General features: G+C 66.2%; 22 protein-coding genes and 1 tRNA gene. 13 read left to right on the top strand and 10 right to left on the bottom strand.

What is annotated here, in order from left to right; translation table 11 throughout:
* Window positions 1–77: 77 nt before the first annotated feature.
* Window positions 78–851 carry an alpha/beta fold hydrolase gene (locus LTV02_RS18125; protein ID WP_233041102.1) on the bottom strand — a complete coding sequence of 258 codons (774 nt, stop codon included), beginning with the start codon at window positions 849–851 and terminating at the stop codon, window positions 78–80.
* A 45-nt stretch (window positions 852–896) separates the two neighbouring features.
* On the opposite strand from LTV02_RS18125, the gene LTV02_RS18120 reads away from it, so the two are divergent.
* The 7 genes from LTV02_RS18120 to LTV02_RS18085 all read left to right on the top strand — a co-directional run bounded on the left by LTV02_RS18120 (window position 897) and on the right by LTV02_RS18085 (window position 8,229).
* Window positions 897–1,286: a MerR family transcriptional regulator gene (locus LTV02_RS18120; protein WP_233041101.1), complete on the top strand. Its 390-nt coding sequence runs from the start codon at window positions 897–899 to the stop codon at window positions 1,284–1,286.
* Between the two features lie 156 nt (window positions 1,287–1,442).
* The gene (locus LTV02_RS18115) at window positions 1,443–2,915 is read left to right on the top strand and encodes an amino acid permease (RefSeq protein WP_233041100.1); all 1,473 of its coding nucleotides are present in this window, start codon (window positions 1,443–1,445) and stop codon (window positions 2,913–2,915) included.
* 9 nt (window positions 2,916–2,924) lie between these two features.
* The gene (locus LTV02_RS18110; protein ID WP_233041099.1) at window positions 2,925–3,737 is read left to right on the top strand and encodes a serine hydrolase domain-containing protein; all 813 of its coding nucleotides are present in this window, start codon (window positions 2,925–2,927) and stop codon (window positions 3,735–3,737) included.
* Between the two features lie 138 nt (window positions 3,738–3,875).
* Window positions 3,876–4,409 (top strand): DUF3145 domain-containing protein, encoded by a 534-nt coding sequence (locus LTV02_RS18105; RefSeq protein WP_233041098.1) that lies wholly within the window; start codon window positions 3,876–3,878, stop codon window positions 4,407–4,409.
* Between the two features lie 138 nt (window positions 4,410–4,547).
* Window positions 4,548–4,970 (top strand): hypothetical protein, encoded by a 423-nt coding sequence (locus tag LTV02_RS18100; RefSeq protein WP_233041097.1) that lies wholly within the window; start codon window positions 4,548–4,550, stop codon window positions 4,968–4,970.
* A gap of 94 nt (window positions 4,971–5,064) precedes the next feature.
* Window positions 5,065–6,612 (top strand): TY-Chap domain-containing protein, encoded by a 1,548-nt coding sequence (locus tag LTV02_RS18090; protein WP_269821634.1) that lies wholly within the window; start codon window positions 5,065–5,067, stop codon window positions 6,610–6,612.
* A 219-nt stretch (window positions 6,613–6,831) separates the two neighbouring features.
* The gene (locus tag LTV02_RS18085) at window positions 6,832–8,229 is read left to right on the top strand and encodes an FAD-binding oxidoreductase (protein ID WP_233041095.1); all 1,398 of its coding nucleotides are present in this window, start codon (window positions 6,832–6,834) and stop codon (window positions 8,227–8,229) included.
* A gap of 202 nt (window positions 8,230–8,431) precedes the next feature.
* Here the strand turns inward: LTV02_RS18085 and LTV02_RS18080 are convergent, their stop codons facing one another.
* The 7 genes from LTV02_RS18080 to aceE all read right to left on the bottom strand — a co-directional run bounded on the left by LTV02_RS18080 (window position 8,432) and on the right by aceE (window position 18,904).
* The gene (locus LTV02_RS18080; RefSeq protein WP_233041094.1) at window positions 8,432–10,195 is read right to left on the bottom strand and encodes a penicillin-binding transpeptidase domain-containing protein; all 1,764 of its coding nucleotides are present in this window, start codon (window positions 10,193–10,195) and stop codon (window positions 8,432–8,434) included.
* A 137-nt stretch (window positions 10,196–10,332) separates the two neighbouring features.
* Window positions 10,333–11,763 (bottom strand): acyl-CoA carboxylase subunit beta, encoded by a 1,431-nt coding sequence (locus LTV02_RS18075; protein ID WP_067719320.1) that lies wholly within the window; start codon window positions 11,761–11,763, stop codon window positions 10,333–10,335.
* Window positions 11,764–11,925: 162 nt separating this feature from the next.
* Window positions 11,926–13,176, bottom strand: coding sequence for a KasA/KasB family beta-ketoacyl-ACP synthase (locus tag LTV02_RS18070; protein ID WP_067719318.1), 1,251 nt, complete (start codon window positions 13,174–13,176; stop codon window positions 11,926–11,928).
* Between the two features lie 8 nt (window positions 13,177–13,184).
* Window positions 13,185–13,487, bottom strand: coding sequence for a meromycolate extension acyl carrier protein AcpM (gene acpM / locus LTV02_RS18065; RefSeq protein WP_067719315.1), 303 nt, complete (start codon window positions 13,485–13,487; stop codon window positions 13,185–13,187).
* Window positions 13,488–13,590: 103 nt separating this feature from the next.
* Complete coding sequence (locus LTV02_RS18060) at window positions 13,591–14,505, bottom strand: ACP S-malonyltransferase (RefSeq protein WP_067719312.1); 915 nt, start codon at window positions 14,503–14,505, stop codon at window positions 13,591–13,593.
* 127 nt (window positions 14,506–14,632) lie between these two features.
* Window positions 14,633–15,937 carry a PucR family transcriptional regulator gene (locus LTV02_RS18055; RefSeq protein ID WP_408639407.1) on the bottom strand — a complete coding sequence of 435 codons (1,305 nt, stop codon included), beginning with the start codon at window positions 15,935–15,937 and terminating at the stop codon, window positions 14,633–14,635.
* Between the two features lie 45 nt (window positions 15,938–15,982).
* Window positions 15,983–18,904 carry a pyruvate dehydrogenase (acetyl-transferring), homodimeric type gene (aceE, locus tag LTV02_RS18050; protein ID WP_408639374.1) on the bottom strand — a complete coding sequence of 974 codons (2,922 nt, stop codon included), beginning with the start codon at window positions 18,902–18,904 and terminating at the stop codon, window positions 15,983–15,985.
* A gap of 168 nt (window positions 18,905–19,072) precedes the next feature.
* On the opposite strand from aceE, the gene LTV02_RS18045 reads away from it, so the two are divergent.
* The 5 genes from LTV02_RS18045 (at window position 19,073) to LTV02_RS18025 (ending at window position 21,769) form a co-directional block, all read left to right on the top strand.
* Window positions 19,073–19,624, top strand: a complete 552-nt coding sequence (locus tag LTV02_RS18045; RefSeq protein ID WP_067719304.1) for a hypothetical protein — start codon at window positions 19,073–19,075, stop codon at window positions 19,622–19,624.
* A 239-nt stretch (window positions 19,625–19,863) separates the two neighbouring features.
* The gene (locus tag LTV02_RS18040) at window positions 19,864–20,286 is read left to right on the top strand and encodes a DUF3052 domain-containing protein (protein WP_067719616.1); all 423 of its coding nucleotides are present in this window, start codon (window positions 19,864–19,866) and stop codon (window positions 20,284–20,286) included.
* A gap of 106 nt (window positions 20,287–20,392) precedes the next feature.
* The gene (locus LTV02_RS18035; RefSeq protein ID WP_067719301.1) at window positions 20,393–20,857 is read left to right on the top strand and encodes a peroxiredoxin; all 465 of its coding nucleotides are present in this window, start codon (window positions 20,393–20,395) and stop codon (window positions 20,855–20,857) included.
* Window positions 20,858–20,917: 60 nt separating this feature from the next.
* A tRNA-Val gene (locus tag LTV02_RS18030) sits at window positions 20,918–20,992 on the top strand.
* A gap of 357 nt (window positions 20,993–21,349) precedes the next feature.
* Window positions 21,350–21,769, top strand: coding sequence for a hypothetical protein (locus LTV02_RS18025; RefSeq protein WP_233041092.1), 420 nt, complete (start codon window positions 21,350–21,352; stop codon window positions 21,767–21,769).
* On the opposite strand, the gene LTV02_RS18020 is transcribed toward LTV02_RS18025, so the two are convergent.
* Window positions 21,766–22,869, bottom strand: a complete 1,104-nt coding sequence (locus tag LTV02_RS18020; protein WP_233041091.1) for a tyrosine-type recombinase/integrase — start codon at window positions 22,867–22,869, stop codon at window positions 21,766–21,768. The genes LTV02_RS18025 and LTV02_RS18020 overlap by 4 nt on opposite strands.
* Window positions 22,870–23,040: 171 nt before the next feature.
* Here LTV02_RS18020 and LTV02_RS18015 point away from each other — a divergent pair, with 171 nt between their 5' ends.
* Window positions 23,041–24,339: a hypothetical protein gene (locus LTV02_RS18015; protein ID WP_233041090.1), complete on the top strand. Its 1,299-nt coding sequence runs from the start codon at window positions 23,041–23,043 to the stop codon at window positions 24,337–24,339.
* On the opposite strand, the gene LTV02_RS18010 is transcribed toward LTV02_RS18015, so the two are convergent.
* Window positions 24,332–24,934 (bottom strand): 2'-5' RNA ligase family protein, encoded by a 603-nt coding sequence (locus tag LTV02_RS18010; protein WP_233041089.1) that lies wholly within the window; start codon window positions 24,932–24,934, stop codon window positions 24,332–24,334. The genes LTV02_RS18015 and LTV02_RS18010 overlap by 8 nt on opposite strands.
* Window positions 24,935–25,012: the final 78 nt, after the last annotated feature.

Raw genomic sequence — 25,012 nt, 5'->3', positions numbered from 1 at the left:
TGGTAGCCGCATTTCTTACCGACGAGTCAGGTCGGTTTCGACCGGGGGCGAACCGGCGGTCGCGGAGTGCCCGCTCGTCAGCCGGCCGTCACCGCGGGCCGGCGCTCCAGAAACTCCAGCACGGCCGCATGCCACGGATCGGGCTGTTCGAGCATGACCACGTGCCCGCCGGACAGCTCGAGGTACTCGGCCCCGGGAATGCCGGCGGCTTGCGCGCGGGCATTGGCCGGATCCACCAGCAGGTCCCCGGTGAGCCCGATGACCAGTGTCGGCACCGCGATCCGCGCCAGGTCCGCGGTGACATCGGCGGCGATCACCAGTGCGGCCTGCGCGGCGGTGCCGCCCGGAATGTTCGCGGCGGTCATGGCGAGCAGGTCCGGAAGCTGCTCCGGCGGAATCGCATTGACGAAGTCCTTGTCGAACCCGGACAGCAGCACGATGCGTGCGAAACCTTCCCGATCGTCCGCTGCCAGCAGCCGCCGCCACAGTTCCGCGGTCAGCCGGGTGCGATTGTCGGCCCGGGCGAATCCGGCGGTCAGCACCAGCCCGCGCACCCGGTCCGGATGCCGCACCGCCGCCCGCACGGCCACCGCGGTGCCGAGCGAGTACCCGACGATGGTGAACTCCTCCGCCCCCGCCGCGACCGCCGCCGCCACCAGGGCGTCGGCCAGTTCGTCCAGATCCAGGTGGGTGTCATCGGCCGGGTAATCGGAACCGATGACGGTGTGCCGGTCGGTGAGCAGCGGAATCAGCCCACCGAAATTGGCGGCGATGCCACCGCCCGCCCCGTGCGCGAGCACGATCGCGGGCCCGGATCCGGCAACGGTGGTGGAGAGCGAAATGTTCGTCATGGCGGCGACGTTAGGGATTGACATGGATGTGAAGGTCAACGCCGAGTGCCGGAGGTCACAGTGCTGATCGGAGAACTGGCCCAGGCCACCGGCGTCGCCCCGCGCCTGCTCCGCTACTACGAGGAGCAGGGACTTCTTGTCCCGCAGCGCGATTCCAACGGCTATCGCACCTACGACGACCAGGCCGCCGCCCGCGTCCACCGCATCCGCGAGCTCCTCGACGCCGGTCTCAATACCCGCGCGATCCGCGCCATCCTCCCGTGCGTCGTGCCCGAGGGCATCCAGCACTGTGACCGCACCCGAAAGATCGTGCACGACGGCCTGTCCCGCCTCGACGACGAAATAGCCGCCCTCACCCGCCGCCGCACCCTCCTCGCCCAGCAGCAGTCCGCCCTCCACGCCAACCCCTACGACTCCACCGCCACCTATCTCTGACCTCACCGCCGAGGTCTCCGGTCATCCGGCCCGGCCACCTCCTCATCCTGTGGGCTCCCTCCGTCGTCATCGGTTCGGAAGCCGGTGGGTAGCCCTGGGTTTGAAAGCGCGCTTGACACGGGACCTGCGAGTCGGTTTGCCGGGTCTCACCAGGTAGTGTCGCCGGACGTGCCCGGACTATCTCGGATTACCACTTCTTTGCTGCGGACCAAGCCCGTCGAGCAGCTCGCCTCGGACGGCGAACACACCGCGCTGAAGCGGAGCATGGGGCTGGTCGCGCTGATCTCGCTGTCGGTCGGGGCGACGCTCGGCACCGGCATCTTCGTGGTGCTGGGGGAGGCCGCACCGCTGGCCGGGCCGGCGGTGGTGGTGTCGTTCGTGATCGCGGCGCTGGCGGCGCTGTTCTCGGCGCTGTCGTACGCGGAACTCGCGGGGGCGGTACCGGTTTCGGGGTCGGCGTACTCGTACACCTATGCCACGCTCGGCGAGATCATCGCCTGGGTGTGCGGGTGGTGCCTGCTGCTGGAGTACGGCGTGTCGGTGGCGGCGGTCGCGGTGGGGTGGGGGTCCTACCTGAACGAATTTCTGGGGTCGACCATCGGCTGGCGGATTCCGGAAGCGCTGTCCGCGCCGCCCGGGGACGGCGGCGTCGTGAATCTGCCTGCGGCCGTGGTGGTTCTGATCGCCATGGGCGTGCTGCTGGACGGGGTCCGGGAGAGCGCGCGGGTCACCACCATCACCACCATGATCAAGATCGCGGTGCTGGTGTTCTTCGTCATCGTCGCGGTCACCGCGTTCAACTCCGACAACCTGCACCCCTTCGCCCCGATGGGCGTGGCCGGCATCGGCGCGGCGGCGTCCATGGTGTTCTTCTCGTTCATCGGCTTCGACGCGGCCTCCACCGCGGGCGAGGAAGCCAAGAACCCGCAGCGTGATCTGCCGCGCGCCATCATCATCTCGCTGGGCATCGTCACCCTGGTCTACGTGCTGGTGGCGCTCACCGCCGTCGGCGCGGTCGGCGTGGACGACGTCAGCAGCTCCGGGGCGTCCCTGGCCACCGTGCTCGAGCAGGTGACCGGGCGCGGCTGGCCCGCAACGATTCTCGCGGCCGGCGCGGTCATCGCCATCGCCTCGGTGGTGCTCACCGTGCTCTACGGCCAGACCCGCATCCTGGTCTCGATGTCCCGCGACGGCCTGATGCCCGCGGTGCTGTCCAAGGTCGGCCGGAAGCGTGTCCCCACCGTCAACACCCTCATCGTCGGCGGCGTGGTCGCGGTGCTGTCCGCGCTGGTCCCGCTGGGCGAGCTGGTCAATGCCACCAATATCGGCACGCTGGTCTCCTTCGGCCTGGTGAATATCGGCGTGCTGGTGCTGCGCCGCACCAAACCAGAGCTGCCGCGCACCTTCCGCACCCTGGTCCCGCTGGTGCCGGTGCTCGGCGTGGCCATGTGCGGCTGGCTGCTGCTGCACCTGCCCGGCGTCACCTGGCTGGCCTTCACGCTGTGGTCGGCCGTCGGCCTGGTCATCTACTTCACCTACGGCCGCAAGCGCTCGGCGTTGAACCGGGCTCCCGCCGAGCAGCTCGCCACCGCGCGGCCCGGGGGCGACGCGGCGCGGCCGGGCTCGTAGGCTCGGGGAGTGCGAGCGCTGGATCAGATTCGACAGTGGCCGGTCCCTCATGCGGCGGCCGGGGTGGTGCTGCGCGGTAAGGGCGCGGTGGACGCCGAAGGCGATACCGAGCGGGTGTTCAGGCTCGCGTCGGTGACGAAACCGCTTGTGGCGTACGCGGTTCTGGTCGCCATCGAAGAGGGCGCGGTGGAGCTGGAGCAGCCCGCCGGACCGCCCGGCGCCACGGTGCGGCATCTACTCGCGCACACCTCCGGGCTGGCGTTCGACACCGCCGAGGTGCTCGCCGAACCGGGTGCGCGGCGGATCTACTCCAGCGCGGGGTTCGAGGTGCTCGCGGATTTCGTTGCCGCGCAGACCGGTATCGCCTTCGACCGCTACCTGCACGAGGCCGTCTTCGAACCGCTCGGCATGACATCGTCGGTGCTGGCGGGCCCGGCGGGCCATGCCGCACGTTCCTCCGTCGCAGACTTGCTGCGGTTCGCCGAAGAATTGCTGGAACCGCGAATCGTGAGTGCCGAATTGCTTTCCGAGGCAACCGCAGTGCAATTCCCAGGCCGCAATGGCGTACTTCCCGGCTACGGGTCGCAGCGCCCCAACGACTGGGGATTGGGTTTCGAAATCCGCGATCACAAAATCCCGCATTGGACCGGCGGCGCCAACTCGCCGCGAACTTTCGGGCACTTCGGGCAATCCGGCACTTTTCTGTGGGTCGACCCGGAAGTCGGCATGGCGTGTCTCGCGCTGGCGGACGAAAATTTCGGTGACTGGGCCCGGGCGGCGTGGCCGACCCTCAGCGACGCCGTCATCGCCGAGTTCGAGTAGCGCTTCGGCGCGTTCGCGTCACCACGCGACACGTCCCGAAAGCAACACACGTAACACCGGGCACTCCAGTAAACTCGGGCAACGCCGGCTGTCGGGTCGTTGGGGAAGACGTCCCTCGTCGAGCCGGAGGTGTCAGTGGTGCGCACGTCGAACCAGTTCGCGGAGGCGACGTCTGGAGTCGTCTACATCCATGCGTCGCCGGCCGCGCTGTGCCCGCATATCGAATGGGCGCTCACCTCGACCCTGAAATCTCCCGCCAAACTCAGATGGACCGCCCAGCCCGCAGATCCTGGGCAGTTGCGTGCCACCACCGATTGGTACGGCCCGGTCGGTACCGGTGGCCGATTAGCCAAAGCATTGCGGGATTGGCCCGTGCTCTATTTCGAAGTCACCGAGGACGCCTCCGAAGGCGTGGACGGCGAACGCTACAGCTTCGTCCCCGGCCTCGGCCTGTGGAACGCGCCCATGAGCGCCAATGGCGACGTCATGGTCGGCGAGATGCGGCTGCGCGCCATCGTCGCCGAAGCCCGCGCCCAGGGCCGCGGCTCGGCCAACGACATCGCCGCCGAAATCGACCGCGCCCTCGGCACCTCCTGGGACGACGCCCTCGAACCCTTCCGCCTCGGCGGCGAAGGCGCCGAAGTCACCTGGCTCCGCCGCGACGTCGGCTAGCCCGCATTCGGTCGGCCGACCAGCTGTCGGCTGGCGCGGGGATCGCTCGATCCGCGTGGCGTGCGGCGTGTCGCGCGGGGGCGGGGCAGAATTCGGGGGAGGGGGCCTGGGTTCGGTCGAGACGACTAGGAGGCGCTCGTGCGCGGAACGGCCGCAAGGATCGCTGTCGGAATTTTCACGATCGCGCTCGCTGGCGGGGTGACGGCCTGCGGCGACGATTCCGGTACCTCCGCCGCGACCAGTAGCGCCCCGAGCTCCGTCGTGCCCGCCACCTCCGCCGCCGCGTTTCCCGCGGTCGGTCACGAGCTGGTGCGATGCGGAACCGGCCCTTGGGGTCTCGCGGTGGTGGCGTCGACGGCCAAGGGAAATGACTTCTGTCCCAACGCATCCGCCGTCGCGACCGCCTACGCGGATCAGCGCGCGGGGCAGTCCAGCGGCGATATCGCGGTGGTCGTGGAGAATGTGCGCTGGGTGTGCGGGGAGCGGCAGGGCGATCCGAATCCGTACCAGGAGTGCGCGAGCCAGAACGAATCCGCGGACAAGGTGCGGCTGCTGTCCTGACGATGCTCCGGCCAGACACTGGAATTCGGGTGCTTCAGATGTCCGAATTGTCGTGCTAAGTTGCGCCGGTTGTTCGTAGTGGATGGAGTTTCGGGTGGGGATCGGCGGATGGCTGGGACGCGACCGGTCGGACGCGACGCCGGAAGCGGTGGCCGAGCTCGCCTGGCGGGAATTCCCGGTCGAGCTGGCCTGGGAGATGTTCGCGCTACCGCCCGGCGGCAGCATCGAACTGTCGGCGCGCGGGGCGCGCTTCGTGGTCTTCGACCGGCACGGCCAGAGCCTGCGCTGCGTGTTGCCGGCCAATGCGAATTACCCTGGGCGGCACAGGTTTCCGCAACACTGGGTAGCGGAATTGCAGCGCGGCGGCTGGAGCATGGACCCGGACGGCGGCTGGCAGCGCTGGCTGCCCTGGCCCGCCCGCTACGAGGACTTCGAATACCTGGCGGGACTGGTCGGAGCCGTGCTGGAGGACGCTTCCGGACTGCCGACGCCGCTGGAACTCGCGGCCGAGGGCCTGCTGCACGGGGCGGAACTCGACACCGGACTGCTCGGCTCCCACGGTTTCAGCGAGGACGAGATGGCCACCGCCGCACCGAAACTGCTCCTCGACCACCTCCAGACGGCGCGGGTCGAGTTCGAGGACCGGGTGGAACTGCAACGCGCCCTGTATGACGGCCGGGTGACCGTCGGCGGTGACTATCTGGCGCAGCGGCCCGATCTCGAGATCCTCATCGGCGGCGGCGCGGACTGGCCGGTGCGGGAGCGCACCGCCGACTTCATCGTCTCCGGCGGGCCCGGGCATCTGCTGCTCCTGGACGTGTACCTGGACTACGAGGGCACGGGGGTCCTGCCCGCCACGACCTATGTGGTCGACGGCCGAATCGTGGAGCGGGGCAGCCGATCCCACGTCCTGTACCTCATCGCCACCGACCCGGACCTCGGTGACGCCGTGCGCGGCCGCCCCGACCTGGCGGTACCGGAGCACCTGCACATCGAATACCTGTTGCTGGTGCTGGATCGCGACGATCGCGTGCACGTTCACCGGTACGATCTCGACCAGTTCCACGATCCGGACATCGCTTACGAGGCGTATCGCATGGACGCGCACCGCTATCCGGTGCTGCAGCCGCCGGATTGGGAGCATCGCGAACGAATCCCGTACTGGCACACCGCGAATGCGCCCACCGCGCCCATCACCGTGCTCGCCACCGACACCGGCGACGGTTACGCCATGGCCGACCTCACGCCCGAGGCCCTGGAGAATCCCATGCTCTACCCGTCGGCCGTCGCGAGTCTGGCACTGCTCCAATACGATTGGGAACTGAGCGACCACTACGGACTGCCGGTCGCGAACTGTTCCGGTTACGACTTCTCGGCCGAGAAGATCCTCGACGCCCAAGCCCTCCGGCACGCCCACGACGCGCTGGAACGCAATCGGCTCTGGATCGCCGTGCCGCGCCGGACCTGCCTGCTCGCGGTGCCGTACGAACTGGACGCCGAACAGACCATGGTTTTCCAGCATCTGGTCGGGCTCATGTACGAAGACGACTCCTACGGCGCTGCCGCCCTCACCCCGGGCGCGTATCTGGTCGAGGACGGCCGGATCGTCGATTTCGTGGCCGACGTCCGATTGCTGGGGTAGCGCCCGCGACGCTCCCATCGGGCCCGCCACGCGGTACGGGTCACCGATCCGTGCGATGAACTGGTTGAACTCCCGGCCCGCCGGCTCCGTATGGCCGTAGCGGGAAAGTGACACCGACATCGCCGGATAGGCCGAACGACCGATGCACGGAGCTGGCTCCGCACCGCACCCTGGCATTCGCCCCGACCGGCGGCGAACAGGATCGAAGGAGCTGGACCCATGACCACTGTCGGCGTGGATATCGAGAAACTGCGGGCGGCCATCGGCGGGCCGGTGATCGGCCCGGGCGATGCGGAGTACGACCTGGCGCGCCAGGTCTGGAACGGCGGCATCGATCGCCGGCCGGCGCTCATCGTCCGCCCGGACAGCGCGGCCGGGGTAGCGGAGGCGGTGCGGCAGGCGCGCCAGTACGGCATGGACCTGACCGTGCGCGGCGGCGGGCACAACTATGCCGGGCACGCGGTCGCCGACGACGCCATGCTGATCGACCTGGGCGGGCTCGACGCCGTCACGGTGGATCCGGCCGCGAGACTCGCCCGCGTCGGTGGCGGCGCGACCTGGGCGCAGGTCGACGGCGCGACCACGGCTCATGCCCTGGCGGTGACCGGCGGTTTCATCAGCACCACCGGCGTCGGCGGCCTGACCCTGGGCGGCGGCATGGGCTGGCTCACCCTGCGAAACGGATTGTCCTGCGACAGTGTGGTTTCCGCCGAGGTCGTCACCGCCGACGGCCGCATCGTCACGGCATCGGCGGACGAGAACCCGGACCTGCTCTGGGCACTGCGCGGTGGCGGCGGCAACTTCGGCATCGTCACCGAATTCACCTTCGCCCTGCACGATCTCCCGCCGCTGGCACAGGCGACCCTGCTGTGCTGGACCCCCGAGGACGGTGCCGCCGGCTTCGCCGCGGGCCGGGACCTGGTCGAAGCCCTGCCGCCCGGCTACTGCGCCGCGATCATGGCCGTGCACGCCCCGCCCGCCCCCTTCGTCCCCGAGAAATACCACTTCACACCGGGATTCGTGGTGGCGATAGTCGGCTTCGATACCCCCGAGGAACTCGCCGCGGTCGTGCAACCGCTGCGTGCCGCGACCCCCGCCCCCGCCTGGGAACTCGTCACGCCCATGCCCTACACCGCGCTCCAGCAGATGTTCGACGAGGGCGCGCCACGCGGCCTGCCCGCCTACGAAAAGGCGCTCTACGTCGACGATCTCAGCACCGAGGTGATCGCCACCATGATCGAGCAGTTCCAGCACAGCGGCTCCCCGCTCTCGATCATGCCGATCTTCCCGATGCGCGGCAGATACTCCGAAACCCCCGACGCCGCCACCGCCTTCGGCGGCTCCCGCCGCCCCTGCTGGGGCATCAATATCAGCGCCTTGTGCGTCGATCCGTCCCAATACGCCGCCGAACGCCAATGGGTCCGCGACTGCTGGGACGCCCTCCGCCCCCACGCCCGGTCAGGCGCCGGCTACATCAATTTCCTCGCCGACGACGACCAGCAACGCGTCCGAGACACCTACGGCGACAAATACTCACGTCTCGCCGACCTCAAAGCATTGTGGGACCCCCACAACGTCTTCCACCACAACGCGAACATCCGCCCGAGCGGGAAGTAGCGACGCGGCCGCGGGCAGGCGCCATCCCTGCCCGACCGCCCTGACTCGTGTGCGCGTCCCCAGTGTCATCCCGGCGTGTTCTCAGCCGGGATCTCACCGGCAGCCAGCGGGATTCCGGCCCGATGCGTGCCGGAATGACGGAGGAATTGGATGAAACCGGCCCGCAACTGCGTGCGAGCACGCCGGAAGAGGGGTTCGAACCTCAGCGCGGTGCGCGCAGCATGCGGCCCGCCGCTTCCACGGCCGGGCCGGAACTGCCCGCGTCGTTGATGAAGACGGCGAAGGCCAGGTCGCCGGAGATGCCGACGAACCAGCCGTGGGCGTGTTTGTCGTCGATGTATTCGGCGGTGCCGGTCTTGCCCATCAGGTCGGGGATGTCGTTGAGGGCGGTGGCGGTGCCGGCGGTGACGGTCTCGCGCATCATGGGTTTGATCTGGGCGGGGATGTCGGCGGGCAGCGCCGGGGGAGTCCGGTCCGGTTTGCCGGGTTGGCCGGTCACCACGGTGGGGGCGGGGACCGAACCGCGGGCGATGGAGGCCGCGACCATGGCCATGCCGAACGGGGTCGCCACCACGGTGCCCTGGCCGATGCCGGCTTCGACGCGGGCGGCGGGGGTGTCGGCGGCCGGGACCTTGCCGGTGACCGTGGTCAGTCCCGGTGTCAGGTAATCGATTCCGAGACCCAGTTGCAGGCCGGCGTTCGTGAGGCCGTCGGCGGGCAGCTGGACGGCGAGCTTGCCCATGGTGGTGTTGCAGGATTTGGCGAAGGCGGTGTGCAGGGGGACGTTTCCGAGGTCGAAGTTGTTGTCGTTCGGGATGACGCGGCCTTCGATATTCGCGCTGCCCGGGCAGGCCACCACGGTGTCGGGGGTGACCAGGCCGGCTTGCAGCGCTGCCGACACCGTGACCGTCTTGAAGGTCGAACCGGGCGGATAGAGGCCGGTCAGCGCGATCGGGCCCTGCGCGTCGGCGGCCGAATTCTGGGCCATGGCAAGCACATTGCCGGTCGAGGGCTGCAGGGCGACGATCGCCGCCGCCTGGCCGATCGGCGCGAGGGCGGCTTCCGCCGCGCGCTGCCAGCCGATATCGAGGGTGCTGCGAATATCCTCGGTCGGCTTCGCGTCCTGTCCCGCGATGCGCATCGTGCTGCCGTCGGCGGTGGTGGCCCGAACCGCCCAGCCGGTCGCGGCATCGGCCTGCTGCTGCCACAGATCGGCCAGGCCCGACAGGGTCGGCGAGGCCAGTGCACGGTCATTGGTGAGCAGGCGGGTCTGTTTCACCAGCGTGACGCCCGGCACCGCCGCCAGCTGCTGTTCGATCGGCGCGATATCGCCCTCGCGGAGCGTGATCGCGGTGACCGTCTTACCCTGCGCCCCAGCCAGATCCGCGGCCAGCGACCCGGCCGTGATGCCCGGCGACACCGGGCCCAGCAGCGCGGCGGCCGCCCCGGTATCGGCGCCCGGGGCCAGATTCACCAGCGTCACGACCTGCTGCGTCATCAATTCCCCGCCACCGGAATCGAGAATCCGCGCCGGTTTCGCGTACGCCGCCCCGTAACTCAGCGGCCCCTGATCCAGTCCGGGCGCGACCGTCGCCGGATTCCAGTGCACCTTCCACCCGTCGGCATCCTTGGCGGTCCCCGACGTGGTGTAACTCCACTCGTTCTTGCCGTCCTGCCCCAGCTTCCAGGTGGCGGCCAGGGTGAAAGTCCCGTCCCCGCCGTCCTTCTTGGATTCCCGCAATTCGAACTTCACCTGCTTGCCCAGCCCGTCGTACAGCGGCCCGAGCGCATCGGCAGCCGCCTTCGGATCGTCGGTGAGCGCCGCCGCGGCCGAGACATCGTCTGCGGTCAGGGCGTCCGCGAATCGCTCGGCCACCGATTTCGGCTGCTCCGGACCCGACGAGCAACCGGCCACCGCCAGTACGGGTACCGCGAACAAGGTGAGAATCCTGAGGGGGGTACGCACTCACCCGACCATACCGACCGCGCCGGAACATCCTCCGGCGCTCGCCCTGCGTGTCATGCCGGAATGGCGGGGAGTGGGCGCGAAAGCAAACGGGCCGCCTCATCCGAGGCAGCCCGTTTGCGTTGTCCCGCAATCGCTTACAGCGGAATGTTCTTGTTGTGCTGCGCCCGCGACGGCGCCGCGGCCAGCGCGGCGGCGATCGTGGACCGGGTCTTGGCCGGATCGATGACCGCGTCCACCACCCCGATGTCCATGGCGCGCTGCACGCCACCGGCGATCGCCTCGTGCTCGGCGGTCAGCCGCTCCAGCATGGCCTCGCGCTCGGATTCCGGCGCCGCGGCCAGGGCCTTCTTGTGCAGAATGCCGACCGCGGCCTTGGCGCCCATGACCGCGACCTCGGACCCGGGCCACGCGTAGACCGCGGTGGCGCCGAGCGAGCGCGCGTTCATGGCGATGTAGGCGCCGCCGTAGATCTTGCGGGTCACCAGGGTGACGCGCGGAACCCGAGCCTCGGCGAAGGCGTGCAACAACTTCGCGCCGCGGCGCACCACGCCCTCGAACTCCTGCGAGACGCCGGGCAGGTAACCCGGGACGTCGGTGACCACGATCAGCGGAATGCCGAACGCGTTGCACAGCCGCACGAAACGCGAAGCCTTCTCGGCGCTTTCGGAGTTCAGGCAGCCGCCCAGGCGGATCGGGTTGTTGGCCAGCACGCCGACGGTGCGCCCGCCGAGCCGGCCCAGACCCACCACCATGGAGCGCGCGTACCCGCCCTGCAGTTCCTCGAAAGAGCTTTCGCCGTCGACATTGTCGAGCAGTTCGTTGATGATCGGCTTGACGTCGTAGGCGCGCTTGGCCGACTCCGGCATCATGGCCTTGAGATCGACGTCCCCGTGCTCGGCGGCGGCCAGATCGAATTCGCCCTGTTCGGCGAACATCGAGACCAGGCGGCGCGCGCGGTGCATGGCATCGGACTCGTCATCGGCGACGATATGGCAGACGCCGGACTTCTTGCCGTGCGTGATCGGACCGCCCAGGGTCGCCATGTCCACGCTCTCGCCGGTCACCGTCTTGACGATGTCCGGGCCGGTCACGAAGACGCGCCCCTCGGGAGCCATGATCACGATATCGGTCAACGCGGGACCGTAGGCGGCGCCACCGGCGGCGAAGCCGAGCACCACGGAGATCTGCGGAACCTGACCCGACGCGCGGACCATGGCCTCGAAGACCAGTCCGACGGCGTGCAGGGCCTCGACGCCCTCGGCGAGCCGGGCGCCGCCCGAATGCCAGAGGCCGACAACGGGAATCTTGGAGTCGATGGCGGTATCGATCGCATCGACGATGTGCTTGCAACCCTCGACGCCCATGGCGCCGCCCATGACGGTGGCATCGGAGCAGTAGGCCACGGTGCGGACACCATCGACCTCGCCGATCGCGGCGAGCACGCCGGACTTGTCGCGCGGGTGCAGCGGCAGCAAGGTGCCGGGGTCGAAGAAACGCTGCAGGCGACCCATCGGGTCGCGGGGATCGGTGGTGGTGTCAGCGTGAGCGGGAGCCATTATGGTCATCGCGAACTCTCCTCAGAAAAAGGGAAGTGCGGTCGCTGAGAGCGGCTGCGAAATGTCGAAGTCCCGGCGGGGGACTGGTGCGGGATCACCATCCAGATCCCCGCCGGGACCACTTGTCTTACTGACCGGTTCTAGAACTGCGCGGTTTTCTAGAGATGCGCGTCAGTACCGGCCGAAGGCGAGCGCGACATTGTGCCCACCGAAACCGAAGGAGTTGTTGATCGCGTACTCGATGTCCTGGCGGCGAGCCTCGCCGTGCACGACATCCAGGTCGATCTCCGGATCCTGGTTCTCGAGGTTCAGCGTCGGAGGGACGATGCCGTCCCGGATGCTGAGGACCGTGAGCACCGACTCGAGCGCGCCGACGGCGCCGATCGAGTGGCCCAGGGCGGACTTGGGCGCGTACACAGAGGCATGGCCGACGCCGGCCTTGTGAATCGCGTTCTTCTCCGCGACGTCACCGATCGGGGTGGCGGTCGCGTGGGCGTTGACGTGCGTGATGTCCTTGGCGGTCAGACCGGCGGTCTGCATCGCGCGGGACATGGCACGACCGGCGCCCGTGCCCTCCGGATCCGGCGCCACCAGGTGGAAGCCGTCGGAGGTGATACCCGCGCCCATCAGACGAGCGTGGATGGTGGCGCCACGAGCCTTGGCGTGCTCCTCGGTCTCGATGACCATGAGCGCGCCCGCTTCGCCGAAGACGAAGCCGTCGCGGTCCTTGTCGAACGGACGCGAAGCGCCCTTCGGGTTGTCGTTGCGGGTCGACATGGCGCGCATCATGGAGAACGCCGCGATCGGCACCGCATCGATGAAACCTTCGACGCCGCCGGTGACCATGATGTCCGCGTCACCCATGGCGATCATGCGCCACGCGTTGGCGATGGCCTCCGAACCCGACGAGCACGCCGACACGGGAGTGATGACGCCGGCGCGCGCCTGCAGTTCGAGGCCGACGACAGCGGAAGGACCGTTCGGCATGACCATCTGAACGGCCAGCGGCGAGATCTTGCGGTAGCCGCCGTTCTTCAGCTTGTCGACCGAATCGATGAGGGCGTCGCCGCCACCGAGCCCGGTACCGATGGCCACACCCAGCCGCAGCGGGTCGACCTCGGGGGTACCGGCGTTCTTCCACACTTCGCGGCCGAGCACCATGGCCAGCTGTTCGACGTACGCCATGCGACGGGCCTCGACCCGGCTCAGCAGCGTGTCGGGGCGGACCTTCAGGTGCCCGCCGATGCGGACCGGAAGGTCGTACTCGGCGACGAAGTCGTCCTCGAGGGTATCGATGCCGCTCTCACCGTTGAGGAGGCCCTTCCACGTCGCATCGACGTCACCCGCGATCGACGTGGTCGCCGCAAGGCTGGTTACGACGACGTTGGGGAAGTTCCCGTTCAAAGTGGAAGGAGTGGTCACGGTGAGTCCTACTCGCCCGCGCCGAACTTGCTCTTCAGCTCGGCGGCCGCGTCGGAGTTCTCGGCCTCGAGCTTCTGGATGTAGGAGACGGCGTCACCGACGGTCTTCAGGCTGGCCAGATCCTCGTCCGGGATCTTGACGCCGTACTTGTCCTCGGTCTGAACGGCGATCTCGACCATCGACAGCGAATCGATGTCCAGGTCGTCGACGAAGGACTTCTCGATGGTGACCTCGGAGGGCTCGATACCGGTCACCTCTTCGATGATCTTGCCAAGCTCTTCGACGATCTGTTCCTGGGTCAAAGCGGCCACTTGAGTGGCTCCCTTCTAGCTGTAGTGGGTCGGATTGTTTTGTATTGCAGTTGCGGTCCGAGACGCTTCCACGCCGTTGAGGAAAGCAGGACCGCGAGCCAAGCTAGCCCGCCGAAACGAGATCGGCGAACGCGGGGAGGTCCGCGGGGGTCTTCAGCGCCAGGTTCGGGGTGCCCTTGAGCTCCCGCTTGGCGATGCCGACCAGGGTTCCGGCCGGCGGCAGCTCTGCCACCGCGGAAACCCCTGCCGCACGGACGGTTTCGGTGCACAGGTCCCAACGCACGGGGCGGGTGACCTGAGCCGCGAGCTTATCGATCGCATCCTGCGCGGAGCTGACCGGCCGGCCGTCGAAGTTCGACAGCAGGGTCCGCACCGGCGCACTGGGCGCGATCTTGGAAATGGCTTCCGCCACGGCGTCCTGGGCCGGGGCCATGAACGCGGTGTGGAAGGCGCCGGCGACCGGCAGGGCGCGCACGCGCGCCTTTTCGGGCGGGTTGGCCGCGAGGGCTTCGAGCGCCTCGAGCTTACCCGCCGCCACGATCTGGCCCACCGCGTTGCGGTTGGCCGGGATCAGGCCGAGTTCCTCGAGCCGGGCGAGCACGACGGCTTCCTCACCGCCGAGCACCGCCGACATACCGGTGGGCTCGAGTGCGCAAGCTTTGGCCATCTCCGCACCGCGGATGGCGGCCAGTGCCACCGCGTCATCGGCGGAGAGGACTCCGGCGACGGCAGCGGCGGCGAATTCGCCGACCGAGTGTCCGGCGACGATGGTATCCGCGGGAACCGAATCCTGCGGGATTTCCGCGAAGGCGAGCAAAGCGGCAGCGACGACGAGCGGCTGAGTGACCGCGGTATCGACGATCTCTTCAGCGGTCGCAGTCGTGCCCAGCCGCAGCAGGTCCAACCCCGAGGCCTTCGACCACAGCTCGATGCGGTCGACCGCACCGGGAAGTTCGAGCCAAGGGGTGAGCATGCCGGGTGTCTGGGAGCCCTGTCCAGGGGCGAGCAATGCGATCACGCCTTAAGAAAACACTGTGAGGTGGCTCTCCGAAGATGTCGGCGCGAATGAAGCTTCGTTGGCAGTTTTGTGAGGAGTCCACAAAAGACCTAGTGGGTCGTCCCGATCGCCCGATTCGCTATTCGCGTTACACACCATCCGCGGGATCTGTGACGGGAGTCACATCTGTGGCTGGTGAGGGTGATTCGTTACGAGTTCGAGTCAGGCGACCTACTGTGGCAGCGATACGTAACACGTAGGCATCGCGCGGATTCATCGGATCCCGCCCCGTGATGTCGGCGATTTTCTTCAGCCGATAGCGGACGGTATTTGGATGAACGTACAGCAGGCGGGCGCAGGTCTCGACAGCTCCGCCACAGTCCAGATAGGCATCGAGGGTGTCCGAGAGGTCCGCGCTGGCGGCGGCCAACGGTAGCACGAGATGTTCGTTGAGGGCGTCCACCGCCGCGCGGTCGCCGAGCAGGGCGCGTTCGGGCAGCAGTTCGGTGGCGTGCACCGGGCGGGGGGCGCCGCGCCAGCCCACCACCGCCTCCATACCGGCCATGGCTTCCACCGAGCTGACATGCGCGGCCGAGAGGGTGCGCATGGTCGGGCCTATTACTACGGGGCCCTCGGAGAAGACCTCGGCGAGCAGATCGGCCAGGAACGGCGAGGGATACAAGGGATCGCCGAGATGGCCGCTGACGACCATCACCAGGCGGGAACCCTGGACCACGGCCAGGGCATTGCGGCCGTGCCGCGCCGCCACGCTGTGCACCGAACTGCCCACCGCGACCTGATCTTTGGGCGGGGTACCGACCAGGACCGTGGCGGGGGCGGTGGCATCCCAGTTGAGAGTCGCTGCGCGGGAGAGCATTTCGGGTCCGGTATCGCCGCGCACGATGGCATCGACGACGAGGGCTTCCAGGCGGGTGTCCCACGCGCCGCGGGATTCGGCGGCGCTGGCGTACACCGAGGCGGCCGCGAAACCGAGCTCACGCCCGTATCGCAGCACCGCCTCGGTCAGCGCCACCAGCTGCCGGTCGTTGCGCGCCAGCGCGGGCAGCCACTGTTCGAAGAACTCCATGGCCACGCGGACCATGTCGACGGTCTGGCGCAGCGTGAGCCGCCGCGCCAGATCGTCGGGGATGACCTGGAAAGCGTCCAGGCTGAACCTGATATCGCTCTCCGGGTCCTGCAACCATTCCAGGAAGTTGACCACCGCCGTCTGCACCAGCATCTGGACGCCGGCGCGCTGGGCGGCGTCCAGATTGGCGAAGAACGGCAACCGATCCTGCATGGACGACACAGCCTCGGTCGACAGGCGACCGGAGAACTGCTTGACCCGCTTCAGGAGGGTGTCCGGAAGCGGATCGCGCGTCTGCCGATTCGGGGAGAGCGCGCCGGTGGGGAGGTAGACCTCGTGCGAGGAGGAGGTGCCTTCTTCGTTTATCCGGCGCGGCCTCGGCGGTTTGCGTTCCACAGTATTAATGGTCCGTTATGCGTCGCCGCCCTCGGAACCCGGTGCCGCCGTCGGCGCGGCGTTCACGTCGTCGATGCGATACTTGGCCGCCGCTTCGGCGACCGTCGACGGGGCGATCTTGCCCTGAGCTGCGAGTCCCTGCAGTGCGCCGACCACGATCGAGGCGGCGTCCACATTGAACACGCGGCGCGCGGCCGGGCGGGTGTCGGAGAAACCGAAACCGTCCGTGCCGAGCGTGACGTACTCGCCCGGAACCCACTGGCGGATCTGATCCGGCACCGCGCGCATCCAGTCGGAGGCGGCCACGAAGGTCTGACCCTTCGCGATCGACAGCGCCTGGGTCACGTACGGCTCGCCCGGATCCTGGTCCGGGTGGCGCAGTTTCGCGATCTCCTTGGCGAGCGCGTCCTTGCGGAGCTCGCCCCACGAGGTCACCGACCACACATCGGCCTGCACGCCCCAGTCCTCGGCCAGCAGCTGCTGCGCGCGCAGACCGTCGGGCATGGTGACGCCCGAGACTAGGATATTGGCGCGCAGGTCGCCCGCGGCGCCCGGCTTGTACCGGTAGATGCCCTTGAGCAGGCCCTCGACATCGAGGTCCTCCGGCTCGGCCGGCTGCTGCTGCGGCTCGTTGTACAGGGTGATGTAGTAGAAGATGTCCTCGCCGCCGAAATCGTGGTGCACCGAATGCGCCTCGGGATCGGTGCCCGGCAGGGCCTCCTGGTAACCGGTGATGCCGACGCCGCCGCCGTACATCCGGCGCATACCGTCCCGCACGATATGGGCGATCTCGAACGCGAACGCCGGATCGTAGGGGACGCAGGCCGGGTTGGTGGACGCCAGCAGCAGCGAGTGACCGTCGTTGTGCTGCAGGCCCTCACCGGTCAGCGTGGTTCGCCCAGCGGTTGCTCCGAGCACGAAACCGCGCGCCATCTGATCCGCCGCGGCCCAGATTCCGTCGCCGGTGCGCTGGAAGCCGAACATCGAGTAGAAGATGTAGAGCGGGATCATCGGCTCGCCGTGGGTGGCGTAGGACGTGCCCACCGCGGTGAAGCTGGCCGTCGAACCGGCCTCGTTGATGCCCTCGTGCAGAATCTGGCCGACCGGCGACTCTTTGTAGGCAAGCATCAACTCGGCGTCGACCGATGTGTACAACTGGCCGTTGCGGTTGTAGATCTTCAACGACGGGAACCACGAGTCCATACCGAAGGTGCGGGCCTCGTCGGGAATGATCGGCACGATGCGGTTGCCGATCTCCTTGTCCCGCAACAGTTCCTTCATCAGGCGCACGAAGGCCATCGTGGTGGCGACGGACTGCTTGCCCGAGCCCTTGCGGATGGAACGGTAGGCCTCATCGCCGGGGAGTTGCAGAGGCTTTGCCGCCGTACGCCTTTCGGGGACGAAACCGCCCAGCTGCTGGCGGCGGCCCATCATGTACTGGATCTCCGGCGCATCCATGCCGGGGTGGTAGTACGGCGGCAGGTAGGGGTTCTTCTCCAGCTCCGCGTCGGTGATCGGAATGCGCTGCACGTCGCGGAACGCCTTCAGATCATCGAGGGTCATCTTCTTCATCTGGTGCGTGGCATTGCGGGCCTCGAAGTGCTTGCCCAGGCCGTAGCCCTTGATGGTCTTGGCGATGATGACCGTCGGCTGGCCCTTGTGCGCCATGGCCGCCGCGTACGCCGCGTAGATCTTGCGGTAGTCGTGGCCGCCGCGCTTGAGGTTCCAGATATCGCCGTCGGACAGGCCCTTGACGAGTTCCTTGGTGCGCGGATCGCGACCGAAGAAGTGCTCGCGCACATACGCGCCGTCATTGGCCTTGTAGGTCTGGTAGTCGCCGTCGGGCGTGGTGTTCATCAGGTTCACCAGCGCGCCGTCGCGGTCGGCCTGCAGCAGCGAATCCCACTCGCGGCCCCAGACCACCTTGATGACATTCCAGCCGGCGCCGCGGAAGAACGACTCCAGCTCCTGAATGATCTTGCCGTTGCCGCGCACCGGGCCGTCCAGGCGCTGCAGGTTGGCATTGATGACGAAGGTCAGGTTGTCCAGGCCCTCGTTGGCGGCGACCTGGATCAAGCCGCGCGATTCCGGCTCGTCCATCTCGCCGTCGCCCAGGAACGCCCACACATGCTGATCGGAGGTGTCCTTGATGCCGCGATCGTGCAGGTAGTGGTTGAACCGGGCCTGGTAGATGGCGTTCATCGGGCCCAGACCCATGGAGACCGTGGGGAATTCCCAGAAGTCCGGCATCAGCCGCGGGTGCGGGTAGGAGGACAGGCCGTGGCCGGGGCCGCCGTGCGAGTACTCCTGACGGAAGCCGTCCATCTGGTCTTCCGTCAAGCGCCCTTCCAGGAAGGCGCGGGCGTAGATGCCGGGGGAGGCGTGGCCCTGGATGTAGACCTGGTCGCCGCCGCCGGGATGATCCTTGCCGCGGAAGAAGTGGTTGAAGCCGACCTCGTAGAGCGCCGACGAGGACGCGTAGGTCGAAATATGGCCGCCGACACCGACTCCCGGCCGCTGCGCGCGGTGCACCATGACCGCGGCATTCCAGCGGATGTAGGCCCGGAAGCGCCGTTCGACCTCTTCGTCGCCGGGGAACCAGGGCTCGTTCTCGGTGGGGATGGTGTTGACGTAGTCGGTGGAGGTCAGGGCCGGAATGGCGACACGGCGTTCACCGGCGCGCTCGAGCATGCGCAGCATCAAGTAGCGGGCGCGGCCCGGGCCTTCGCGTTCGAGCATCTCGTCAAACGAATCCAGCCATTCGCTGGTTTCCTCCGGATCGATGTCCGGAAGGTATGACGCCACCCCCTCGCGAATCACTCGAACCCGGCCCCCCGCCGGGCGCTTGCCAGCCGGTCCGTTGTTCGGACTCGACGAAGAAACAGGGTGCATCAGGTCGGTCAAGACATTTGCTCCTCGTACACAGGGGTGGGACATCTGATGGCGTCAAACCCCGGGCAGGCACTGTGGTGGGCACCTGCCCGTAACGATTGGTTCTGGGGCGCATCTCACATCCTTGTCGAGAGTGCGTCCCAGGTCATCATGTCAGCTCGAAATCCGATACGGTTCTCCAGGGAACCGGCCGGCGGTGGAACGGGGAGGACGATGAAGCTGAACCCGCGAAAGTTCGGGTTGGCATGTGCGGCTGCGGCGGTCGGATTCGGCCTCGTTCTAGCCGGTTGCGCCAACACGGTCGAGGGTACCGCCACCCCGAACCAGGTGCAGGCCACCTCGTACAAAGCCGAGGCCGCTTCGTCCTCGGCGGCCGCGACCTCGTCGAAGGCGGCGGCCGCGAAGGCCAAGGCGATTTCGGACAATTGCACGCCGTTCCGCAAGACGACGGGCACGGCTGTAGATCGCTACAACGACTTCGTGGACGCGCACGACGCGAACGCGGCCGACCAATCCACCAAACGCGATACCGCCGCCAATGCGCTCGAGGACGCCGCGCGCACGGTGGAGACCGGAGTGAACGCCTCGGGTTCGGATCTGCCGGCGGACATCTCGCAGAAGCTGACCGACTATGTGACGGCGGCGCGGGCGCTGGCCGCCGAGGTGCGCAAGACCACCGCCACCTCGCTGGTGGGTCCGCTCAACGACGCCAGCCGCAAGGTGAACGACGCGCTGAACGCGGCCCGCAGCGCCTGTCCGGCCTAGGTTCGCTTCACCCGGTCGTCACCGGCGTGTTCTCGAGAGTTCCGCTCGCGGTTTCTCTCGCGCCCGACTTGTCCGGGTTTTCCGTGCAGGTCACGGGCCTCGAATCGGGTTTTCCCGGCTGCGCCGCCCGACACCGTTACGACATTTCCACCGCGAATTCGGCCGATCGGCTTGCGCTACGGCCGTTTACCATGTTCGCTTGCGAGTACCTACTGTCGGGAGTTGAGGAGGACACCACCGTGGTCGCCGCGGCGGACGCGCAGAACTACGCTCAGAAGCTCGGGATCTCACACGGGTTGGTGGTTCAGGAACTGGGCTGGGACGAGGATACCGACGACGACCTGCGGGCAGCGATCGAGGAAGCCATTGGCTCCGAGCTGCTCGACGAGGACACCGATGAGGTCGTCGACGTGGTGCTTCTCTGGTGGCGGGATGGTGACGGCGACTTGGTCGACGAGCTCCTCAACGTCATCACCCCCTTGGCCGATGACGGCATCGTCTGGGTCCTGACCCCGAAAACCGGCCATTCCGGCCACGTGGATCCTGCTGAAATCGCCGAATCGGCTTCCCCGGCCGGCCTGACCCAAACCTCGTCGATCTCGCTCGGCGATTGGTCCGGCAGCCGCCTGGTGCAACCCAAGACGCCCTCGAAGCAGCGCTGACCCTTCCCTTAACTAAGGTTCTAGCCGACGCACCCCGCCGAGCGAGTCGCCTCGCTCGGCGTCCCGGTGTGTACCGGCTCGCCCGCACAGGATGGAGGTTCACCGCATGCCACTCGAGGTCGGCACGCCCGCCCCGGACTTCACGCTGAAGGACCAGAACAACCAGGAAGTAACCCTCTCGTCCTTCCGTGACAAGAAGAACGTCCTCCTGGTTTTCTACCCCCTGGCCTTCACCGGCATCTGCCAAGGCGAACTCTGCAAGGTCCGCGACGAACTCCCCAAGTTCCAGAACGACAACGCCGAAATCCTCGCCATCTCCGTAGGCCCCCCGCCCACCCACAAGATCTGGGCAGCCGAACAGGGCTACACCTTCCCCCTCCTCTCCGACTTCTGGCCCCACGGCGCAGTAGCCCAGCAATACGGCGTCTTCAACGAGAAATCCGGCTACCCCAACCGCGGCACCTTCGTCATCGACAAGGACGGAATCATCCGCTTCGCCGAAATGAACGGCCCCGGCGAGCCCCGTGACCAGGCAGCTTGGGAAAAAGCCCTCGCCACACTAGATTCATAACCCGTTGCCCCGGTTTCGACCGGGCGTGACACCGGCCCCGGGTGCACCCCGGGACTATCCGGGCGTATAGCTCAGCGGTAGAGCACTGGTTTTACACACCAGCGGTCGGGGGTTCGAACCCCTCTGCGCCCACCACCGAAAACCCAGGCCAAGCCTGGGTTTTCGTGTATCAGGTTCGACGTTTGCAACGATTCGTGTTGGCACTCGTGTAGCAGCGGTGGTTTGCTGAGTGATGTCTGTAGCAGCCGATCCAGCCATGACGATGACGATGATGTGAGGGTTGGTTTCGGCCTGGGGCTATTCGGGGTCAGGATTGGCGTGTCCAATCGTGGTTTCGGTGTAGGTGTTGGTCCCTTCTCAGCGGGCACGTCGTTTCGTCGACGACGTAGGAGACGGCGGCCGCAAGTGGCTCGTCCCGTGCCCCGGGCGGCCGGACTCGTACCCCGCGCCGTTCCGCAGCCAGTCCAGAAAGATCAAACACTCATCTGGGTCGTGTTGCTCATCCTGTGGGTGCCACTGGGCCTCCTGCTGATTTGGGTGCAACATCAGGAGTGGCCAGCACGCCTTATCCGGAAGACACGTGATCGGATCATGCATCCTCCAAAAATCGTGGCTGCCGTAGTAGGTATCGGGTTCGGCGTGGCTGCATGTGCGAACAATGTTGTGAATGGTAGATACCCCCAGGCCATTCCGGGCGTCGCGATTGCGGCTGTATCCGTTGGCGTGCTGATCTGGCTCCGGCGTAAGAACCGTGCTGCCATCGTGACAGAAGACCGTACCGTTCGGCTCAACGCTCAGACGATCTTCGACCTCTGCGGGGAAGTCAAAACCTATGGTGATCATGACTGGGCGGGCCTGTCGGGAGCCGGTGCCACACCACGGTTTCCGTGGAACAAGGATCATGGGTCCTAACCGAGTGCTTGCCGCACCTGGTCCCATTGGCTATCACCAAGCTTGGCGTAACGCTGAGTTGTTCGAAGTGACGCATGCCCGAGGAGCGCTTGCACTTGTTGCAGTGGGACCTGTGCACGTACGAGACGGCCGGCGTACGTGTGCCGCAGGTCGTGAGGGCGTATCGGACCTAACCGACGCTTAGCTTCACCTTCACCGACCCAAGCCACACGTGCGGCCGCTGCGAACCGATCCCTGAAGTTGTCCTGATCGAAGGGCCGACTGTCGGTGTGCGCTAGCAACAGGCCGCTGCGTACCAGTCGGCCGTCGCTGACGTATCGCACTGGGGCTGGTTCGCCGAGTCCGCCCTTCTTGATCGCAACTGTGAGTATCTTGGCGAGGTTCGCCCCGATGGGTATTACGCGTCGCTCATGGTCTTTTGGAGACTTCATACGTTTGGCGGCCTTGTCCCAGGCCCACTCGATGCTGATCGTCTTACGCTTGAGGTCGATGTGTTCGCGATGGAGGCCCTGCGCTTCGCCCATCCGCATGCCAGTGCCGATCAGGACATCAACGATGAACCTATCGAAGTCATCGAGAGGTTCACGGAGAGCGGCGAACTCGTCATCCTCGAGATACCGCTCCGGCGTCGGTCCGGCCTTCGGCAGCTCGATGTCGTGACATGGGTTCTCTGAGATGAGGTTGGCCTTCAATGCTGACCTCAGTGATGCGCTGAGAAGGCGATAACACTTCTCAACGCTGGTTGGTGCCAATGTCTTTCGCAGGTTTGCGACCCACACTTGAACGTCGGGTTGGAGGATGTCGGTCAGCATCATGGTGCCCCATCTTGGAGCCAGGTGCTTGTCCATCCGGTGGTCATCAATCTTCTGGGTGCCTTCATCAACCACACGTCGTAGGGCCCACCGCGGACGCCATTCGTTCCACGTCATCATTTCTGGTGGGCGGTACTTGCTTTCGCGAACCTCATCCTCCTTCACGGTGGCCTTGCGCTCCGCGATCGCCTTTGTGGTGAACGTGCCGGGTACTCGGCGAACCTTGCCCGCGGAGTCGCGATAGAGACCGCTGTATCGCCCACTGGGGAGTTTTTGTGCCCATCCCATGTCAGACCCCCTTCGAGGTGTTCGATCGTTGGTGGGGAGGAGCTGATTCCTGTTGCCCATTATCGTCCGGCAACAACGCAGTTGACATCGAAAAATGGTGTCTCAGTGGACATTTGAGGACGTATACTGACTTGAAGAACCGTTCGCGGTGGGGATCGAGGTGTTCTGTCTATGGCGCGAGTCGTGCAACCGAACATGAAGCTGATGGCTGTCATGGAGGAGGCCGGCGTCAAGAACCACGGGCTTGCGAACCGGATGCAGGAGGCTAGCCGCCTGGACGGTGGTGAGGTGCTGGAGACCTCGCACTCGAACATTCAGAAGTATCGGACCGGGGTGACCGCCGAGCCTAAGCCGCGAACGTGTGCGGTGATGTTGAATGTGTTGAGTGAGTTAGTCAAACGCGATCTCAGCCCAGCGGATATCGGATTTCCGGGAGTGAAGCTCGATCGGAAACCTTCACTGGCACTTGTCGAATCATTCGAGAGTCCGTTGATGATAACCGAGCGGCTTCAAATGCTAGGTGAGATCGATGTTGATGACACGGTTTTGGAGATTGTCTATTTCGCCTTGGAGGACGTGGTCGATCGGTATGAGGTAGAGGGCCCGGGAAGGTTGGCTCCGGAAGTCATCGCCTTGAGGCGGAGAATCCACGACCTCACGTTGCAGCGGCAGCATCCGAAACAGCTTGAGCGCCTGTATGAGTTGGCGGCCAAGTTGTCCGGCATACTCAGCTACATGGCTGTGAACAGGGGGAGATTCCCGCTAGCCAGAATGTATGCCGAGGAAGCTCTACATGTCGCAGGGTTGATTGAAGATCTGGAATTGCAGGCTTGGGTCAAGGGGACCGAGAGTTTTTGCGCCTACTACATGGGCAAGTATGGCATGGCGGCTGCATTGGCGACGGAAGGACTTCAGCTCGCGCCGAACGGTCCGCAGGCAATCCGGTTGTTGTCCAACGGGTTAGCGCGCGCGTTGGGCAAGATCGGCGATCTCAGTGGGGTTCATGCCGCGGTGGAGCGCGCGAACACCCTCGCGGAGGTCCTGCCGGTTCCGGATGGGTTATCACCAGCGCTGACCTTCGAGCCCTACAGCCAGGCAAGGCTGGCTGCGAACATCGCGACGGCGTACTTGTCGGCCGGCGACTACGAGAAGACACTCCAGTACGGTCATCAGGTGGAATCGCTTGTCGACGGCTCTGATTCGGTATGGAGCCGTTCGCTGGTCCGACTGGATATCGCCACCGCGCTGGTCAAGTCGTCAAGTCCGGATGTTGAGCAGGCTGTTCACTTGGGAGCCGAAGCCCTGACGTTCTCTGAAGAACGGCCTATCCGATCGGTGTGGCAGCGCGCCCATGAGTTCGGCACCGCCACTCAATCGTTCGATGCTTCGGAAGCCCGTGACTACCAAGAGGTACTTCGTGATTGGTCCGAACGTGTTCGCGAGTTCTCCTCGCCAGCGAAGGCTAGCTAGGATTCAGGTCGAGCGTTGCCACGTCGTCCCATCGGTAGGCGCGTGGTTCGCGGCGAAGCCGAACCAGCTTTATGGCGTCAACTCGTACGGTGACGGGCTTCGTATCTCGGAGTGCTGCTACTTGCTCTATGAACGGTTCAGCTTCTTGTAATTGGTTGCTGTAACCGATTCCGAGGTGCGGTCGAAATCTTTGCGTGCTCACAATCGGAAGGTCTGGAAGAACTTTACGCGTGGATTCTTCAAGGATCTGATGAAGCTGGAAAAGCTCGGTCCACGGAGCAACTGTGAAACGTAGCGCGCCGCGAGAACCGGCAAGAGGCCCAACCGTCAGATCAAATTGATTAACTTTCCTGAGCTGGGCCCTGGCATCATTTGCAACGGCTTGGATATCATGCTCGGCAATCTCGTCTCGGCCCCCGATTCCCAGGACCGTAATATGTAGTCCGTCGAGGGGCACGAAATCAATGCCGTCAGGTTTCAGGCAGGTGCGGCACTGCTTGGTCATTTCAACCAATTTTGGATCTCGGAATGTCAAGTACCAGTAGTAGATTTCATGTCCGGCGGGCCATTCGTTCCGTCCCCAGTGGTTGATCATCTGGTCAACACTGCGAAAAGCATTCCAGTCGTTTTCGCAGATAGACCTACGGTCTGACAGGGAGGTCGGTAGCGATTC

This window comes from Nocardia yamanashiensis (genome assembly GCF_021183565.1).
Taxonomy (GTDB): Bacteria; Actinomycetota; Actinomycetes; order Mycobacteriales; family Mycobacteriaceae; genus Nocardia; species Nocardia yamanashiensis.
This window is presented reverse-complemented; position numbering and strand designations above follow the sequence as displayed.

Bases quoted from the DNA above. Each gene is read 5' to 3' on its own strand.
- LTV02_RS18125 (WP_233041102.1), bottom strand. From the start codon at position 851: ATGACGAACATTTCGCTCTCCACCACCGTTGCCGGATCCGGGCCCGCG.
- LTV02_RS18085 (WP_233041095.1), top strand. From the start codon at position 6,832: ATGACCACTGTCGGCGTGGATATCGAGAAACTGCGGGCGGCCATCGGC.
- LTV02_RS18075 (WP_067719320.1), bottom strand. From the start codon at position 11,763: ATGACCATAATGGCTCCCGCTCACGCTGACACCACCACCGATCCCCGC.
- aceE (WP_408639374.1), bottom strand. From the start codon at position 18,904: ATGTCCCACCCCTGTGTACGAGGAGCAAATGTCTTGACCGACCTGATG.
- LTV02_RS18045 (WP_067719304.1), top strand. From the start codon at position 19,073: ATGAAGCTGAACCCGCGAAAGTTCGGGTTGGCATGTGCGGCTGCGGCG.
- LTV02_RS18035 (WP_067719301.1), top strand. From the start codon at position 20,393: ATGCCACTCGAGGTCGGCACGCCCGCCCCGGACTTCACGCTGAAGGAC.
- LTV02_RS18020 (WP_233041091.1), bottom strand. From the start codon at position 22,869: ATGGGATGGGCACAAAAACTCCCCAGTGGGCGATACAGCGGTCTCTAT.
- LTV02_RS18015 (WP_233041090.1), top strand. From the start codon at position 23,041: ATGGCGCGAGTCGTGCAACCGAACATGAAGCTGATGGCTGTCATGGAG.
- LTV02_RS18010 (WP_233041089.1), bottom strand. From the start codon at position 24,934: ATGATCAACCACTGGGGACGGAACGAATGGCCCGCCGGACATGAAATC.